This window comes from Polaromonas sp. (genome assembly GCF_030680935.1).
Classification (GTDB): domain Bacteria; phylum Pseudomonadota; class Gammaproteobacteria; order Burkholderiales; family Burkholderiaceae_C; genus Polaromonas.
On record NZ_JAUXUP010000076.1, the window covers coordinates 1 to 16,944 of the forward strand.

General features: G+C 60.6%; 18 protein-coding genes, 1 tRNA gene and 1 pseudogene. 7 read left to right on the forward strand and 13 right to left on the reverse strand.

Annotation, left to right across the window (positions count from 1 at the left end; translation table 11 throughout):
• Together Q8L50_RS17825 and Q8L50_RS17830 are read left to right on the forward strand one after the other, a co-directional pair.
• Positions 1–667, forward strand: a pseudogene (locus Q8L50_RS17825) (peptidyl-prolyl cis-trans isomerase); the annotation flags it as partial.
• Positions 668–732: 65 nt separating this feature from the next.
• Positions 733–808: transfer RNA gene (locus Q8L50_RS17830), tRNA-His, on the forward strand.
• Between the two features lie 49 nt (positions 809–857).
• Here Q8L50_RS17830 and Q8L50_RS17835 read toward each other — a convergent pair.
• Together Q8L50_RS17835 and Q8L50_RS17840 are read right to left on the reverse strand one after the other, a co-directional pair.
• Positions 858–1,298, reverse strand: a complete 441-nt coding sequence (locus tag Q8L50_RS17835) for a response regulator (protein WP_305349975.1) — start codon at positions 1,296–1,298, stop codon at positions 858–860.
• A gap of 112 nt (positions 1,299–1,410) precedes the next feature.
• On the reverse strand, positions 1,411–2,385 hold the full coding sequence (locus Q8L50_RS17840; protein ID WP_305349976.1) for an NADPH:quinone oxidoreductase family protein: 975 nt from the start codon (positions 2,383–2,385) through the stop codon (positions 1,411–1,413).
• A gap of 108 nt (positions 2,386–2,493) precedes the next feature.
• On the opposite strand from Q8L50_RS17840, the gene surE reads away from it, so the two are divergent.
• The 4 genes from surE (at position 2,494) to rlmD (ending at position 6,764) form a co-directional block, all read left to right on the forward strand.
• Positions 2,494–3,318, forward strand: coding sequence for a 5'/3'-nucleotidase SurE (gene surE / locus Q8L50_RS17845; RefSeq protein WP_305349977.1), 825 nt, complete (start codon positions 2,494–2,496; stop codon positions 3,316–3,318).
• Positions 3,315–4,142, forward strand: a complete 828-nt coding sequence (locus Q8L50_RS17850) for a protein-L-isoaspartate(D-aspartate) O-methyltransferase (RefSeq protein ID WP_305349978.1) — start codon at positions 3,315–3,317, stop codon at positions 4,140–4,142. Before surE ends, Q8L50_RS17850 begins: the two co-directional genes overlap by 4 nt.
• Positions 4,143–4,252: 110 nt before the next feature.
• Positions 4,253–5,134 carry a peptidoglycan DD-metalloendopeptidase family protein gene (locus Q8L50_RS17855; protein WP_370869834.1) on the forward strand — a complete coding sequence of 294 codons (882 nt, stop codon included), beginning with the start codon at positions 4,253–4,255 and terminating at the stop codon, positions 5,132–5,134.
• Positions 5,135–5,282: 148 nt separating this feature from the next.
• The gene (gene rlmD / locus Q8L50_RS17860; protein ID WP_305349979.1) at positions 5,283–6,764 is read left to right on the forward strand and encodes a 23S rRNA (uracil(1939)-C(5))-methyltransferase RlmD; all 1,482 of its coding nucleotides are present in this window, start codon (positions 5,283–5,285) and stop codon (positions 6,762–6,764) included.
• 76 nt (positions 6,765–6,840) lie between these two features.
• Here rlmD and Q8L50_RS17865 read toward each other — a convergent pair whose 3' ends face one another.
• Positions 6,841–7,530: a Bax inhibitor-1/YccA family protein gene (locus Q8L50_RS17865; protein ID WP_305349980.1), complete on the reverse strand. Its 690-nt coding sequence runs from the start codon at positions 7,528–7,530 to the stop codon at positions 6,841–6,843.
• A 193-nt stretch (positions 7,531–7,723) separates the two neighbouring features.
• Here Q8L50_RS17865 and Q8L50_RS17870 point away from each other — a divergent pair, with 193 nt between their 5' ends.
• Positions 7,724–8,131, forward strand: a complete 408-nt coding sequence (locus Q8L50_RS17870; RefSeq protein WP_305349981.1) for a heme-binding protein — start codon at positions 7,724–7,726, stop codon at positions 8,129–8,131.
• A gap of 235 nt (positions 8,132–8,366) precedes the next feature.
• Here Q8L50_RS17870 and hemP read toward each other — a convergent pair whose 3' ends face one another.
• The 10 genes from hemP to Q8L50_RS17920 all read right to left on the reverse strand — a co-directional run bounded on the left by hemP (position 8,367) and on the right by Q8L50_RS17920 (position 16,910).
• On the reverse strand, positions 8,367–8,582 hold the full coding sequence (hemP, locus tag Q8L50_RS17875; RefSeq protein ID WP_305349982.1) for a hemin uptake protein HemP: 216 nt from the start codon (positions 8,580–8,582) through the stop codon (positions 8,367–8,369).
• 95 nt (positions 8,583–8,677) lie between these two features.
• A complete protein-coding gene (locus tag Q8L50_RS17880) occupies positions 8,678–9,088 on the reverse strand; it encodes a biopolymer transporter ExbD (RefSeq protein WP_305349983.1) in 411 nt (136 codons plus the stop codon).
• 20 nt (positions 9,089–9,108) lie between these two features.
• Positions 9,109–9,825, reverse strand: a complete 717-nt coding sequence (locus Q8L50_RS17885) for a MotA/TolQ/ExbB proton channel family protein (RefSeq protein WP_305349984.1) — start codon at positions 9,823–9,825, stop codon at positions 9,109–9,111.
• Positions 9,826–9,831: 6 nt separating this feature from the next.
• A complete protein-coding gene (locus tag Q8L50_RS17890) occupies positions 9,832–10,491 on the reverse strand; it encodes an energy transducer TonB (protein WP_305349985.1) in 660 nt (219 codons plus the stop codon).
• Between the two features lie 149 nt (positions 10,492–10,640).
• Entirely contained in the window at positions 10,641–10,898 is a 258-nt protein-coding gene (locus tag Q8L50_RS17895; protein ID WP_305349986.1) for a bacterioferritin-associated ferredoxin, read from the reverse strand.
• A 90-nt stretch (positions 10,899–10,988) separates the two neighbouring features.
• On the reverse strand, positions 10,989–12,116 hold the full coding sequence (locus tag Q8L50_RS17900; protein ID WP_305349987.1) for an alpha-hydroxy acid oxidase: 1,128 nt from the start codon (positions 12,114–12,116) through the stop codon (positions 10,989–10,991).
• Complete coding sequence (locus Q8L50_RS17905) at positions 12,113–12,793, reverse strand: Fe2+-dependent dioxygenase (protein ID WP_305349988.1); 681 nt, start codon at positions 12,791–12,793, stop codon at positions 12,113–12,115. Before Q8L50_RS17905 ends, Q8L50_RS17900 begins: the two co-directional genes overlap by 4 nt.
• Before the next feature lie 77 nt (positions 12,794–12,870).
• A complete protein-coding gene (locus Q8L50_RS17910) occupies positions 12,871–15,072 on the reverse strand; it encodes a TonB-dependent siderophore receptor (protein WP_305350010.1) in 2,202 nt (733 codons plus the stop codon).
• Positions 15,073–15,493: 421 nt separating this feature from the next.
• On the reverse strand, positions 15,494–15,970 hold the full coding sequence (gene bfr, locus Q8L50_RS17915; RefSeq protein ID WP_305349989.1) for a bacterioferritin: 477 nt from the start codon (positions 15,968–15,970) through the stop codon (positions 15,494–15,496).
• Positions 15,971–16,088: 118 nt separating this feature from the next.
• The gene (locus Q8L50_RS17920; protein ID WP_305349990.1) at positions 16,089–16,910 is read right to left on the reverse strand and encodes a pyruvate, water dikinase regulatory protein; all 822 of its coding nucleotides are present in this window, start codon (positions 16,908–16,910) and stop codon (positions 16,089–16,091) included.
• Positions 16,911–16,944 lie beyond the last annotated feature (34 nt).

Consider the following 16,944-nt stretch of genomic DNA (forward strand, 5'->3'; position numbering starts at 1 on the left):
GCGGCCGATTGCCGAGCGCCTCAAACTCGAGGTGAAAACTGCCGCCCGACTGACCCGCAATCCGGCGCCGGGCGTCACTGGTGTGCTGGCCAACCCCAAATTTCTTGCCGCCTTGTTCTCGCCCGATTCGGTGGAGAAAAAACGCAATACCGAAGCGATCGATCTGGGCGCCAGTCAGCTGGTGTCAGGGCGTATTACCCAGTACACGCCGACCCGCACCCTGCCGTTTGCCGATGTCAGCGCCGCCGTACGGACGCGCCTTCAGCAGCAGCGCGGCGCTGAAATGGCGCGCAAAGAGGGTGCCGAAAAACTCGCCGCCTGGAAAGCCAGCCCGGATTCTGCGGCTTTGCCTGCGGCGCTGGTGATCTCGCGCGAGCAGTCCCAGCAACTGTCAGCACCCATCGTCAGCGCGGCTCTCAGCGCAGACATCAGCGCTGCGCCTGCGCTGGTTGGGGTTGATCTGGGTGCGCAGGGATACGCCATTGTCAAGGTGCTCAAGGTGCTGCCGCGCCAGGCTCCCGTGGCGGCGCAAGCGCAGCAAGATCAAACGCAGTACACGCAATGGTGGGCATCTGCGGAAAGCCTGGCTTACTACAACATCCTGCGCGATCGTTTCAAGGCCAATATCAAGGTGGCCCGGCCGGCAGAGCAGAAAGCCGGCGCATAAAACAACGTGATCGGTACGCACGCCAGTATTCGCTCACGCAGTTGCCGCTATAATTTGGGGCTTCGGTGGCTGTAGCTCAGTTGGTAGAGTCCAGGATTGTGATTCCTGTTGTCGTGGGTTCGAGCCCCATCAGCCACCCCAGTGTTTCCAATAAAAAGCCCCTCTTCAGGGGCTTTTTTGTGGTCGCCTGTCAGGACATCAGGGGGGAGAAGTTCGATGTGCGCCAGTATTCGCGGACTTCCTCGAGTCGTGCAGCGAACTCGTGGTAATCGAGCGGCTTGCCGATGTAGCTGTTGAGTCCGCCCTTGAGTTCACGCACCGTGTCGGACTGTTCGCTGGCCGATGTCAGCAAAATCACTGGCACAAAAAAGGTTCGCGGGTCGCTGCGCATGTGATTGAGTACCTGTAGTCCGTCCATCTTCGGCATGTTGAGGTCCAGCAGCACCAGCTCGGGTTGCTCGTCGGGGTTGCGGTCACTGTACAGGCCCTCGCCAAACAGGTAGTCCAGCGCCTGTTGACCATCACGTGCCACCACAATGTGGTGACACACGCCGTTGAGCTCCAGCGTCGTCAGCGTCAATTCCAGGTGGTCAGGGTTGTCTTCCACCACAAGCATGGTTGGTTTGTTCATGAGCCGCCTTTCTAGGAACTTTCAATATATACCGATTGGGCTTAATCGTAACCAGACGTTTCCCCTGTGTGATCGCGGTGCAGCACCATCTGTCCCCTAGGCGCTGAACAATTCAGTTGACCATCACCAGCTTGCCCTTGACCCCGCGTGAGCCCATGTGCGCGTAGGCGGCCTTGAGTTCGGCCATGGGCATGGTGCGGTCTATCACCGGCTTGATCTTGCCCTGGGCATACCACTGGGCCAGCTCTGCCATGGCGGCCGCGCTGGCCTTGGGTTCGTTTTTGGCAAAACCGCCCCAGAACACGCCGACGATGGACGCACCCTTGAGCAGGGTCAGGTTCAGCGGCAAGGCGGGGATGGGACCGGCGGCGAAACCCACCACCAGGTAGCGGCCACGCCAGGCGATGGATCGGAAGGCCGGCTCTGCAAAGTCGCCACCGACCGGGTCATAGATGACATCCGGGCCCTTGCCGTCGGTCAGTGCCTTGATGGCGTCGCGCAGGTTTTCGGTGCTGTAGTTGATGGTCGCATCGGCGCCTATGGATTTGCACAAGGCACACTTTTCATCGGTCGATGCGGCAGCGATCACGCGGGCGCCCATGATCTTGGCAATCTGGATGGCCGAGGTGCCGACGCCACCGGCTGCACCCAGCACCAGCACGGTTTCGCCGGCTTTGAGTTGGGCCCGGTCCACCAGCGCGTGGTGCGAGGTGGCGTAAATCATGATGAAGGCCGCTGCATCGACGTGCGGGAAGCCCTCGGGCAAAGGCATACAAAGGGCAGCTGGCGCAATGGTGTGTGTGCCAAAACCACCGGTGCCGGACAGGCAGGCGACGTTCTGGCCCACCTTCAGATGTTTGACGCCTTCGCCCACGGCCTCGATCACCCCGGCGTATTCGGACCCCGGCACAAAAGGCAGGGGCGGCTTCATCTGGTACTTGTTTTGCACGATCAGCAAGTCGGGAAAATTCAGGCTGGCGGCTTTGATGGCAATCAGCACCTCGCCGGCCTTTGGCACGGGGGTGGGCAGTTCCTTCCAGGTCAGGGCGTCTACGCCGGTGGGGTCTTCACAAAGCCAGGCATGCATGGTTTCTCTCCGTTGGGAATCAGGGTTGAGACATCATAGGCAGGTTGGCGAGCCAAATAGGCACAGGAGATGCCCCGTTTGTCACCCTTGGGACCTTAAAATCAAATCATGAAAATCCTGATCTGCAACGACGATGGCTATCAGGCCTCCGGCATCATTGCCCTGTATGAGGCGTTGAAGGACATTGCCGATGTGGAGGTGGTCGCGCCCGAGCAGAACAACAGCGCCAAATCCAACGCGCTGACCCTGCACTCGCCCATGTATGTGCAGACGGCGGCCAATGGTTTTCGCTACATCAACGGCACGCCGGCCGATTGTGTACATATCGCGCTGACCGGTTTGCTGGGTTACCGGCCCGATCTGGTGGTGTCTGGCATCAACAATGGTGCCAATATGGGTGACGACACGATTTATTCCGGCACAGTCGGCGCGGCCATGGAGGGTTACCTTTTTGGCATTCCCTCCATTGCGTTTTCGCAGACCGAAAAAGGCTGGGGCCATATCGATGTCGCTGGCCGGCGCGCGCGCGACCTGGTGCAGCAGCTGATCCCTTCGCTCGAAAAAATAGCCGAAGGCGCTTTGCCGACGGTGGCTCCCTGGCTGCTCAATGTGAACATTCCCAATCTGCCCGACCAGCAGCTTCAGGGCTACAAGGTCTGCCGGCTGGGACGGCGCCATGCGGCAGAACGCGTCATCATGCAGACCAGCCCGCGCGGTGAAACGATGTACTGGATAGGCGGCGCCGGCCCTGCCAAGGAAGAGGGAGAGGGCACGGATTTTCATGCTACCCAGCAACGGTTTATCTCCATCACGCCTTTACAGGTGGACCTGACCGACCACGAGCGTCTGCCCTACTGGGCACAAACGGCAGCCCGGTTGACGCAGGCGGACCACAACGCAGCCGCGCCTGACGCGACCCGGGCTGCGGCATGAAACCCACGGTCAAGCCTGCTGTCAAACGCCCAGGTTTCCCGGTTCGCCTGGAGCCCGATGCGGGTACCCCATCTGCTACAAAAAAAGTAGCTGGTCGTGCCCATCCAGAAAGGGATACAGGCATTTTTGACTTTAAAAAGCCGACGCCGACGGCTTTGCCAAGCGGTGTGGGCCTGGACTCAAAGGCGGTACGCGCGCGCATGGTGCACAAGCTGGCCGCGCAAGGTATTGCCGATGCGCAGGTGCTGGCTGCCATGGGGCAGGTTGAGCGCCATCGTTTTGTCGACAGCGCGCTGGTCAACCAGGCCTACGAAGACACCAGTCTGCCGATTGGTCTGGGCCAGACGATTTCCAAACCCAATGTGGTGGCGCGCATGTTGTGCTTGTTGCGTGAGGGCGCCGCCAGCCCGCAAGGCAAGCTTGGTCGGGTGCTGGAGATTGGCACGGGCTGCGGTTACCAGGCGGCGGTGCTGGCGCACCTGGCCCAGGAGGTGTACAGCATTGAGCGGCTGCGCGGCCTGCATGACAAGGCGCGCGAAAACCTGCGCGTCTTCCGCCTGGCCAATGTGCATCTGCTGTTTGGGGATGGCATGGCCGGGTATGCCAGAGGTGCGCCCTATGCGGCCATCATCGCGGCTGCGGGCGGCGAGGCGATTCCCCCGGCCTGGGTGGAGCAGCTCGCTATCGGTGGTCGGCTGGTGGCGCCCATGCATGTGGCTGGCGGGGCGCAGGCGCTGGTGGTGCTGGACAAAACCCCACAGGGTGTTACACAGACGGTTCTGGAGGCAGTCCACTTTGTCCCTTTAAAATCGGGCACCAGCTGACTGGCGGGAACTCTGCGTCACACGGGCGTTCTACGCTGTGGGGCCAGGAAACGATAGTAATTGCACAGGTAAAGGGAATAAAAGCAATGAATGAACAAGCAGGCTTGGCGATGGCAGCGTCCTTCCCCCCGGCGTTTGACGGGCAGCGCAAGACGCGCCTGCTTCTGGCCGGCGTGCTGGCTGGCGCCATGCTGCTGTCGGCCTGCAGCACACGCAGCCTGGGGCGTGCCCCGGTTGAAGACCGCGGTGCCGGCTCGGCGCGCCCGGTCCCCGGCGCGGTGGATACAAGCAGCGTCAAGCTGCTGCCCGGCGCTGAAAACGCCGGCAAACCCGGTTACTACACCGTCAAACCAGGCGACACGCTGATTCGCATTGGCCTGGACACCGGACAGAACTGGCGTGACATTGGTCGCTGGAGCAACCTTGAAAACCCCAACCTGATCGAAGTCGGGCAGGTACTGCGCGTGGCGCCTCCGGTGGAAACCACCGCCGTGGTGGTACGGCCGGTGACCGCCGGCGCTGCCACAGCGGTGGCGCCGGCTCAGGCCAGCAGCGCTCCGGCAGCGGCAACCAGTGCTGCCAAACCGGCATCCACCCCGTCGGCTTCTGGCTCGGCAGCTGAAGAGGACCTCCCCTGGATCTGGCCGGCTCAAGGGCAGGTGCTGGCCGGCTTCGACGAAGCCAAGAACAAGGGAGTGGACATTGCAGGCAAGGCCGGCGACAACGTGGTGGCTTCCGCCGACGGTCGCGTGGTGTATGCAGGCGCGGGGCTGCGTGGTTACGGCAACCTGATCATCCTCAAACACAACAACACCTTTCTGACGGCCTATGCGCACAACCAGACCTTGCTGGTCAAGGAAGACCAGTCGGTGCGCAGGGGGCAGAAAATTGCCGAGATGGGCAACAGCGACGCAGACCGGGTGAAGCTGCATTTTGAAATCCGGCGCCAGGGCAAGCCGGTGGACCCTGCCAAATACCTCCCCGCCAAATAAGCGGGCTGACGATCGTGAGGAAAGGGCCTTGCAATGCAAGGCTTTTTTCTTTTGTGTCCGCACATGCACCAATCTGTCCGTGGTACGAAGGCGCGGCACTCTCAAAACCCTTCCCGGCTCCGGCGGCACAGCCTGAGACAATGGGTGCATGTCCCGAAGAAAACATAACAAATCGCCACAGCAGCCCACTGCCACGCCTTCCGAAAACTACCCACTCGACATACTCACCGTCGAGTCGCTCGACATAGACGCCCAGGGTATTGCACACCGTGATGACGGCAAGGTGGTTTTCATCGACGGTGCGCTGCCGTTTGAGACGGTCAGCGCCAGTGTCTATCGCAAGAAGCCCAGCTTTGAAAAAGCCACCATGATGGCGGTGCTGCGCGAATCTTCGCAGCGGGTGCGGCCACAATGCCCGCATTTTGGCCTGCACACCGGCGCCTGTGGCGGCTGCAAGATGCAGCACCTGCATGTGGGCGCGCAGGTGGCGGTCAAGCAGCGGGTGCTGGAAGACAACCTCTGGCACCTCGGCAAACTCAAGGCTGAAACCGTGATGCGGCCCATCGAAGGCCCGGCCTGGGGCTACCGTTACCGGGCGCGTCTGTCGGTGCGTTATGTCCGCAAAAAAGGCGAGGTGCTGGTCGGTTTCCATGAGCGCAAAAGCGGTTATGTGGCCGACATGCGCGAGTGCCATGTGTTGCCCCGGCATGTGAGCGATTTGCTGCTGCCGCTGCGCGCGCTGATTGCCGGCATGGACGCCAAAGAGACCTTACCCCAGATCGAGCTCGCTTGCGGCGATGCGGTGACAGCGCTGGTGCTGCGCCACATGGAGCCGCTGTCTGGTGAAGACCTGGCGCGTCTGCGCAGTTTTGCCACAGGCCACCCCGGCCTGCAATGGTGGCTGCAGCCTGGTGGGCTGGAGACCGTGCATTTGCTTGATGCGGGCGGGCCGCAGCTCAGTTACGGACTGCCCGAGTTTGGCGTGTCGATGCCTTTCAAACCCACGGACTTCACGCAGGTCAATCCGCACATCAATCAGGTACTGGTATCGCGTGCGCTGCGCCTGCTGGATGTGTTGCCGCATGAACGCGTGATTGACTGGTTTTGCGGCCTGGGTAATTTCACCTTGCCGCTGGCCACCCGCGCGCGTGAAGTGCTGGGTATCGAGGGCAGCGAGGTGCTGGTCGCCCGCTCGCGTGAAAACTACGCGGCTAACAAGGCCTCAGCCCATGTTGGGCATGCGCTGGCAGCTATTAAATTTGTAGCAAGTAACCTGTTTGAGATCACCCCCGGCACGCTGGTGAAACATGGCGCCGCCGATAAATGGCTGGTTGATCCGCCGCGCGAGGGTGCATATGAACTGTTCAAGTCACTTGCCAAGTTGCAGCAGCAGGCGGTCACGGGCGTTCCTTGCGACGATGCGGGCGGACAGCAGAACCTGCAGATTGGCGGCTGGACGCCGCCCCAGCGTATTGTCTATGTGAGCTGTAACCCGGCGACGCTGGCGCGGGATGCAGGGGTGCTGATCAGTGATGCGGGTTACCGATGCACGGCGGCCGGTGTGGTCAACATGTTCCCGCACACCGCCCATGTGGAATCGATCGCGGTGTTTGACCTGAACATGGACTGATCCGGAAACAAAAGGAAAAGGGGCCGAAGGCCCCTTTTTTTCGCTCTGGAGCGAAGCGGATTACAAGCGAAGCGGATCAATCGCGTTCGCCGCCCATGATGCCCAGCAGGGCCAGCAGGGCCTGGAACACATTGAAGATGTCCAGGTACAGGCGCATGGTGGCGCTGATGTAGTTGGTCTCGCCGCCATCCAGAATCTGCTTCAGGTCATACAGCATGTAGGCGCTGAAAATGCCGATCACGGCCACCGAGATCGCCATCATGCCTGCGGTGGAGCCGACAAACACGTTGATGATGGCGCCGACCATCACGACCAGGGCGCCAACAAAAAGCCATTTGCCCATGCCCGACAGGTCACGCTTGATCACGCTGGCCAACGTGGCCATCACGAAAAACACGCCGGCCGTGCCGCCCATGGCGGTCATGATCAGCTCGGAGCCGTTGCGAAAGCCCAGGATCATGCCGATCATGCGCGAGAGCATCAGGCCCATGAAGAAGGTAAAAGCCAGCAGCACGGGCACGCCGGCAGCTGAATTTTTGGTTTTCTCAATGGCGTACAGGAAGCCGAAGGCGCCGCCGAGGAACACGATCAGGCCCAGGCCGCCCGTCAGCGAGGCGGTGATGCCCGTTGCAACGCCGACCCAGGCGCCCAGCACGGTAGGCAGCATGCTCAGCGCGAGCAGCCAGTAGGTGTTGCGCAAAACCCGGTTGCGCTGCTCGGCAGAGCCAACGTAGCCATGGTCAAGGGTTTGAACATTGTCATTCATGAAGTCTTCTCCGTTTGGCCTGCATATGCAGGCAAGACTATTTTAGGGGTTTGACAGGTTTTTCAAGGATTAACCCCTCAGAGTCTCTACTTTTTGTCAGGGTTCTACAAGTTTTAAGGCACGCAATGGCACTGCCAGCAGCCTGCAAACTTGCGTATGCTTGTGCTTTTGCTTCAAAAATACCTGGAAAAACATGAAATCAAAAGCAGTGCTTGAATTTTCTGATGTGCAGGCCATGGCCAGCGCGGCCGCCGCTGAGGCGGCCAAAAACGCCTGGGCCGTGACGATTGCGATTGTGGACGACGGCGGCCATTTGCTGCACCTGCAGCGCCTGGACGGCGCCGCGCCGATTTCTGCCCACATTGCACCGGCCAAGGCGCATACCGCCGCCCTGGGCCGGCGCGAAACCAAAATTTATGAAGACATGATCAATGGCGGGCGCTTCTCCTTTCTGAGTGCGCCGGATCTCAAAGGCATGCTGGAAGGTGGCGTGCCCATTCTGAAAGACGGCCAGTGCCTGGGCGCAGTCGGTGTCAGCGGTGTGAAATCCACTGAAGACGCGCAGATTGCCCGGGCCGGGCTGGCGGCCATCGGCTTGTAGTTCCGGGTGCTCTGGCGGCGTCAGGGATTGCAGTTAAAAGGATAGCTGCTTGCGCCCGCCCTACAAGGGCTGATGCCATACTTCATACGACAAAGCCGACCTCCGGGTCGGCTTTTTGCGTCTTGGCGTGAAAAAAAGCCTGGCTACTACACCCACCTGATGGCACGTGACTGGCTGGCCAAAAAACGACCTGCGAGGCCAGTTCAGGCCCCTGATCGTCCCACGATGAAACTGCTTATTTGGTCAGGATCAGCTTGCCCAGGCGGGTGGCCTGCAGGCGATAGATGAGGCCGTTGTGCTGGATCTCCACGGCCTTGTTGCCGCGCAGGATGTCGGTGCTGTCTACCGCAGCGCAAGGTCCGTTGGCGGTGTGTTCGCCGCTTGCGGCGGCAAGGCGATGCGCTGGACGTGGCGGCAGGCTCAGGGTTCGGGCGGAGAGGGCTTCAGACATGGTGGTTGACCTGATGGGCTGGTGTTAAGTTAATGATAATCATTATCAATTAAAACGCAAGCAAAACCTTGAGTTTCAAGTGAAATTCAAGCGGGTCAATTCACCGGCTCGGTGACAAAACCGATTTTTCGCAAGCCCGCTTGCTGCGCCGCCGCCATGGCCTGCGCCACGCGCTCGTAACGCACTGCCTTGTCACCCCGGATGTGCAGTTCGGGCTGCGGATTCTGCGCAGCCGCCAGCTTAAAACGCGACGCCAGTTCCGGGTCTTCGATCTTTGTCTCGTTGAGGTAATACGTGCCTTGCGCGTCCACCGCCAGACGCACGGTTTCAGGTTTGAGGTTTTGAGCCTCATTGGTAGCGCGAGGCAAATCGATGTTGACCGAATGTTTCATCACCGGCACGGTGATGATGAAGATGATCAGGAGTACCAGCATCACGTCGACCAGCGGCGTCATGTTGATTTCGTTCATCACCTCGTCGGTGTCGTCCTGGGTTCCAAAGGCCATGGTGTTTGCTCCTTTGGGGTTCAGGCTTTTTTCATCGGCAGCACATTGGCCGGACTGCTGGCGCTGGTGACACGGGCGCCGGTCACAAAGTAGGCGTGCAGGTCATGCGCGAAGCGGCTCAGCTTTTGCAGCACCCCCTTGTTGCCGCGCACCAGGGCGTTGTAGCCCAACACAGCGGGAATCGCCACGGCCAGGCCCAGCGCCGTCATGATCAATGCCTCGCCAATCGGGCCCGCCACCTTGTCGATGGTCGCCTGGCCGGCGGTGCCAATACTCAGCAACGCATGGTAGATGCCCCAGACGGTGCCAAACAGGCCTATGAAAGGGGCGGTCGAGCCGACCGAGGCGAGGATGGCCAGGCCCGACTGCAGGCGCGAGGTAAATTCATCCATGGTGTTGCGCAGGCTGCGCGTGACCCAGTCGCTTACATCGAGCGCATCATGCAGATGTGCCTTGGTGTTGCGGTGGTGCGCGGTGGCTTCGCGCCCTTCAATGGCCAGTTGACGGAAGGGGTTGGCCGGGTCGTTGCCCAGCTTGGACAGTCCCGCTGCGAAGTCTTCGCTGTGCCAGAAGTCCTCTGCGCCGTTGGCGATTTTTTTGTACTTCAGGACATCCAGTGTCTTGATGATGATGACGACCCAGGATGCCAGCGACATGCCGATCAGGAGCACTGCGACTGCCCTGGTGACAAAGTCGCCCTGCGTCCAGACGCTCATCAGGCCAAGTTGTGAATTCATCAATGTCTACTCCAGAACAAAATTAATCGGGGCCTTGAGCAGGAACTGGGTGTCCTCAGAGATACCTGCTCGCGTGAAAGGGGTGATTTGTGAGGCCATCACGGCTTCGCGCGCAGCGCGGTCCAGGCGCTCAAAACCGCTGGACTTGAAAACTTCGGCCCTTTTGGCAAAACCGGCGGCGTTGTAATAAACCGCAATGATGACCACACCGCTTTCGCCGGTGCGTTTGCTCAGCGCCGGGTACACCACACGCGGGGGTCTGAGGTATTCGGTTTCGCCCTGTGTGATCTCGACCAGCCGCGCGGCGGCGGGCGGTGCGGGTGGCCCAGGGGCGGGCGCCACCGGCGCAAGAATGGGGGGCGCGGGTGGCTGCGGCTCCAGCACGCCGGTAGGTGCATTGGGCGCCGGCAGCGGGTCGCGGATGGCAACGGGCAAAGGCAGCGGCGGCAGCTTGGCTGCCTGTGGTGCGGCTTTGGGCGGCGGCGGGCGCGGATGAGGCGCGACTTTGGGCGGCTCGATTTCGATGACGCGGGTCAGAATCTCGGCCGGCACGACCATCTCAGCCGTGCGGCGCAGCAGTCCTGTTTGCAGCACCCACAGCACGCCGACATGTATCACCAGTACGCTGACGGCGATCACGATGTTGCGGTTCAGATGCGGGCGCACGGGCGTTGTCGTAAGTACGGGGACAAAGGGCCCCGAAAGGGCTGGAGCGGTCATGGGAAGTCTAGTGGATGCAGACGGGAAAGCGGCCATACGGGTGCTACGGCCGCTTTAGCGCCGAAATATCCACCACAGCGGGCTGATCACCAGGATCAGGCTGCCGGCGAGAGTTGCCAATGAGGTGAGGGTTGATGCCATGTGCTGCCTTCCCGAGGATTGGTGGCGAGCTTGATGTGTGCGGTCGGGCAGGTGCCGTTGCACTGCGCAACAACGTCACGCGCGCAGCCTTCACACTGGCCGCACTGGGTGGCAACACCCAGTTCGAACTGAATCTCGTCAAAACCCAGACCGGCACGGGCGTGGCGGGCAATTTCGCGGTCAGAGATTCGGCGGCAGACACAGACGATCATGGGATTGGCTTGCTGGTGGTTAAATCGATGTGGCAAGTATAAATGCGAATCGATCGCATTTGCAATAAATCTTTGATATCCCCGGAAAAATCAGGACATCGGATCGAAGAACAGCTCGGGCGAGGCCTGATCCAGAGTGGAGCAGCCGCAAAGCGCCATGGCTATTTCCAGCTCGTCACGCAACAAACGCAGCACATGGGCCACTCCCAGCGCGCCCGCATTGGCCAGTCCGTACACGCAGGGGCGTCCCACCAGCACGGCACGCGCGCCCAGGGCTGCAGCCTTGAGCACGTCGGTGCCGCGGCGTATGCCGCCGTCGACGAGCAGCGGCAGCTCGCCCCTGACGGCGTCGGCGATGCGCGGCAATATCGCCGCCGTGGCCGGTGTGGTGTCCAGGGTGCGGCCCCCGTGGTTGGAGACGATCAGCCCAGCCACCTGCAGCGCTGCAGCCTGACGTGCATCTTCGGGATGCAAAACGCCCTTGAGCAACACCGGAAGGCGCGTGATGTCCTGCAGCCATTGAACATCGGACCAGACGGGCGCGTGTGTGTGCAGCGTATCAAAGAGGCTGTGACCCGAAGCCGTCGGCCGTGCGGCAAGCTGCGCCAGATTGGTGGCCGAAATGCCGACGGGCAATTTGAATCCGCTGCGCCGCTCGCGGTCACGCGCGCCATGGACGGGTGCATCCACCGTCAGCACCAGCGCTTCGTAGCCGGATGCCTCGGCGCGCTGGACCAGTTCGCGCGTGAAGCCCCTGTCGTGTTGAAGATAGAGTTGAAACCACAAGGGGCCGCGATCAGCATGGGTGCGGAATGCGCTGGCCACCGTCTCCAGGGGTACGCTGGCCTGTGTACTGAGCACCAGCCCGGCTTGCTGGGAGGCTGCGGCGTGTGCCATGGCCATTTCCCCGTCGCTGTGCGCCATGCGCTGGTAGGCCATGGGTGCCACCAGCAGGGGATGGCTCAGGGTGCGCCCGAGCAGTTCAACACGCGTGTGTCCGCCGGCCAGCTGCCTGAGAACGCGAGGCAGCAATTGCAAGTCGTCCCATGCCCGTCGGTTGGCGCGCAGGGTCAGTTCATCCGCAGCGCCGCCGCTGAAATAGGCCCATGACTGATCATCCAGCCTGGTGCGCGCAAAGGTTTCATGGTCGGCAAGACTGACCAGGCCGCGCGGAATTGCCTCAATGGCAGGAACGGGAACAGGACTGGATCCTTTCATGTGTCGGCCCACATGCGCAGCAGGTTGTGGTAAGTCCCGGTCAGCGCCGTGGTGGCAGCGCTTTCGCCGTGGGCCTGCCGCAAGCGCATCAATGCCATGTCCATATCGAACAACAGCCGACGCTGCTCGTCGCTGCGCACCAGACTCTCCACCCAGAAAAAACAGGCCAGGCGTTCACCGCGCGTGACGGGTGTCACCTGGTGCAAGCTGGTCCCGGGATAAAGCACCGCATGACCGGCGGGCAGCTTGATGCGCTGCTCGCCGTAGGTGTCGGCAATGGTGAGTTCTCCGCCGTCGTAGTCTTCGGGATTTGACAGAAAGACGCTGCAGGACACATCAGTTCGCACACGTTGTCCGCCTGGCAGGGTGCGGATGGCGCTATCGACATGGTTGCCGTAGTGGTTGGCTGCACCGCTGTAACGGTTGATGCGTGGCGTGAAAAGTTTTCTGGGCAGGGCGGCGGTTAAAAACAATGCATGGCGCTCCAGCCCACGGGTCACCATGGCACTGATGGCCTGCGATGCTTCGCAGTCATAGGGCAACTGGTGATTGTTCTTCACCTGTGCCGCCTGACTGCCCGCGCTGCCTTTGCCGTCGGCCCAGGGGGCGTTGGCCAGCAACTGGTCGGCCACCTGCAGGTCTTTGGCGTCGAGGATGTTCGGGAGCGTGAGCAGCATGGGGTTGGGTGTTTTGTAAAAAGCAAAAAGCCGCCCCATTTACGGGGCGGCAGGAGTCTTGAAGAGACTGACGGTTTTCAGAACCTGGCGCTCGCCGTGACCTGGAACAAGCGGCCGGCGCCCGGGACGTAGTGCCCGGTGTACAGCGAGTCCGCGTACAGCTTGTCGGTCACATTGGAAATGTTGGCTTTCACGGTGAGCATCTGGTTGACGATGTATTCGGCCATCAGGTCGCCGGTCAAGTAGCCGGGCACCTTCCAGCCGGGGTTGCGGATGGGTGTTTGTTCCCCGCGAAAGTTCAGGCCGCCGCCGACTCGCAGTTTGGGGGTGAGTTGGTAAGTGGTCCAAACCGTACCGCTGTGCAGTGGCGTGAGTGAAGGACGTGACCCCTGACCTTCTGCACCGGCAGCTCCGATGTCGATACGCGCGCTGGGCATCCACATGTAGGAGCCATAGACCTCCCACTTTGGCGTCAGACGCCCGGTGATGTCAATCTCGGCGCCAGCGGCGTGACGTTTCCCGGACAACACGTCGATATTGAGCAGCGGGTCGGTGTTGCGTTCGTGCAGCTTGGTCGAGTGAAAAAGCGCCACGCGCGTTGTGAAACGTTTGTCGGACGTGTCCAGCTTGGCGCCCAGCTCAATGTTGCGGCTTGACTCCGGCGGCGTGTTGACGGTCGCGGCACTGTAGGAGTAGGTGTCGCCTGAGGTGTTGAACGAAGTGCCGTAGGAGAAGTGGTAAGAGTGCAGTGGATCTGGCTGGTATAGCAGACCGGCGCGCTTGCTCCAGGCTGAAATTTTCTGGTTGTAAGCGGTGGTGGTGACCGGACCAGGCGTTGTGGCGGGAATGGCATAGGTGTTGTAGTCGCCTTTCATGTGGTCATACCGCAGGCCCAGCAGAACCTTCCAGTGCGGTGCCACTTGCATCAGGTCCTGCGCGTAAATACCCATGCCGCTTGACACAAAGTCGCTGGAAGTGCGTAGCACGCGGCGCGACTCGTCAATGGAAGCACCGTCTTCCGGCGTGCCTGCAAGCGTGTTGGGTTTGGTCAGGTTCACGCCGCCTTGGGCTGCAGTACGCGCCGCATAGACCGTCTTTTTTTCGCTGGCAAAGTCAACACCTGTCAGCAGTTCATGCTTGAAGCCCAGCGCGGCAAACTTGTTGCTGAAGTCACTTTGCAGGTGCACCGTTTCCATGTCCTGGATTTTCAGCTGCGTGCCGCGCGTAAGGACGGTAATGGGCCCGAAGTTGCCCAGATTGACGGCCCTGCCATCTGGCTGCAGCGCTGCGGCACCGATACGCACCGCGCCGGCACGCTGGTCGCGGTCGAATTTCCCGACGCGCACCTGTGTCTTGAGTTCGCTGTCACTGCTGAAGCGATGCGTGTGACCCAGTGTGGCCATGGTGGCGCTGCCGGCGTTGTAGTCGCTGGCCATGCCGTAGTAGGCCCTGGGGTCCAGCGGAAGCATGGTGGTGCTGCTGGCCGGTGCGCCTGCGGCGGGGCGAATCCACGGCATGCCGTAATTCAGGCCGTTGTTGTTGTCCAGGTGATAGAGGCTCGCCAGAAATTCGTCGGCCGTCCCTATGCCCAGCCGGTAACTGATCGCAAGGCCTTTTTTGTTGAGGCTGCTACCGGCGCCGTTGTTGTCTGCCGAAGTGTTCATGGCGTTGATGCGCAGTGCCGCGTTTTCGCCTGTTTTGAGGTTGAAGTCGCCTGACAGTCGTTTGTAGCCGTGGTTGCCGACGGTGGTGGCCACCTCATGCTCGGTGATCAGGCGCGGAACCTTGCTGACCTGGTTGACTGCACCACCGGTGGATCCGCGGCCGAACAGCATGGAGGCAGAGCCGCGAAGAATCTCCAGGCGGTCCAGATTGAAGGTGTCGCGCTCGTAGAACGCCGGGTCGCGTAAGCCGTCGATAAACAGGTCACCGGTGCTTTGCAGCGGAAAACCGCGCAGGCGGATGTCTTCCTCACCGCCTTCGGCGGCCAGAAAGCTAATGCCGGCGGTATTCTTCAGGGCTTCCTTGACGGTGTCCAGATTTCGATCGTCGATGAGCTTTTCAGTCACTACCGTGACGGATTGCGGGATGTCCCGCAGTTCCTGGTTGCCCTTGCCGATGGTGGAGCGGTTGACCCGCAGCGAATCTTTTCCGTTGTCTTCTGCTTTCTCTCTCACAGTCACTGGTGCCAGCGTGTCTGTCGGCGACACGTTCACAGCCGGAGTGGTGGCGGGTGGCGTACTGGTCTGTGCCCAGCCAGAAACGGACGCGGCGAGCATGAGCGCACCCAACGGTAGCAGGACCTTGCCGGTCGAGCCCAAGGCTACGTGCGTGTGTATCCCCGGACTGACGAGATGATTTTTCTTTTGCCGCACTGAATGCGCGGCGCGTGTAGAAGGTTTTGCCACGATGGCCTCCAAGCGTGGTCCGACCTGTTTTGGCGCCGGACCTGTTTTCAGGAAATGGCTTGGCTGTGCTCGTGGCCGCCCGGGTGGGCGTGAGATGGCTGGCTGCTCGGCGCTAAGCTTACCATAATGAGAATTATTCGCATTAAAGTTGACGTCCAGAGAATCTGCGCAAAATCAAGCGATTTGTGAGTGAAAAACGGATGTTTGCTATCTGCAAAGAAGAACGGGACCCATTGGCCCCGGCTTTCTGGCGGCGCCAGACCTGCGGCCTGGTGCGTAGCTGCTGGCGGCCTTAGCTCAGCTCGCCCATCTGGCTCTGCAGGTAGTTCTGGATGCCCACTTTGCCCACCAACTCGATTTGGGTTTCCAGGAAGTCGATGTACTCCTCGGTGTCGTCCAGGATACCCTGCAGCAAATCGCGTGAGACGTAGTCACGCACGGACTCGCAATGGGCCATACCGGCTTTGATGGTCGCCTGGGCACTGGTCTCGGCCTTCAGATCGCAGCTCAGGGCTTCCGGCACATCTTCGCCAATCATCAGCTTGCCCAGGTCTTGCAGATTCGGCAGGCCGTCCAGCATGAAGATGCGGTCCATGAGCTTGTCGGCGTGTTTCATCTCTCCGATGGACTCCCCGTATTCCTTCTTGGCCAGTTTGTCCAGGCCCCAGTGCTTGTACATGCGGTAGTGCAGAAAGTACTGGTTGATGGCCGTCAGCTCATTTTTTAACTGAGCTTGCAGATGGGTGATGACTTGTGGGTCGCCTTTCATGCGGAAATCCTTGGAGTTGTGAATGCCTTGATTGTCTGCACACGGGCGACCTGGGGCAAGTGGAAAGTCATACCCCTTTCACCCGTGAATTGACGGTGAATGGCAGTGATGGGTGTTCTCAATATTCCAGCCGCTCCGGCCGTATCTCCTGCAGGATGGTCGTGGCGATTTCTTCAATCGACTTGGTGGTGGTGGACAGCCAGCGAATGCCCTCGCGCCGCATCATGGCCTCTGCCTCATGGATCTCATTGCGACAGTTCACCAGGCTGGCGTAGTTGGAATTGGGCCGACGTTCGTTGCGGATTTGCGCCAGGCGCTCGGGTGCAATCGTCAACCCAAATATTTTCTTTCGGTGTGGCACCAATGCCGGCGGCAGTTGACGCCGCTCGAAATCTTCCGGAATCAGGGGGTAGTTGGAAGCCTTCAGTCCGTACTGCATGGCCAGATACAGCGAGGTCGGGGTTTTGCCGCTGCGGCTGACACCCACCAGGATCACGTCCGAACCCTGCAAGTCCTTGTTGCTCTGGCCGTCGTCATGCGCCAGCGAAAAATTGATCGCTTCAATGCGGTCGTCGTATTCCTTGCTTTTCGAGGCATCCGAAAATCGGCCAACCCGGTGATTCGATTTGATCCCAAGCTCGGTCTCCAGTGGCGCCACAAAGGTGCCAAACATGTCCAGGAGCATGCCGTGGCAATGGGTTTTGATGACCGCCAGGATTTCCATATTGACCAGGGTGGTGAACACAATCGGACGTTTTCCCTCCAGCTCAGCCGCGTGGTTGATCTGGCGTATGGCCTGGTGGGCCTTGTCTACCGTGTCGATAAATGGCAGCCTGATATGCCGGGCCTTGAACTCAAACTGAGCCAGGATGGCATTGCCAAAGGTCTCGGCGGTGATGCCGGTTCCGTCAGAGATGAAAAACACGGTGCGGTTGGGCATGGCAAAGGGTCAGGTAGGTGAAAGGTGAGGGCGC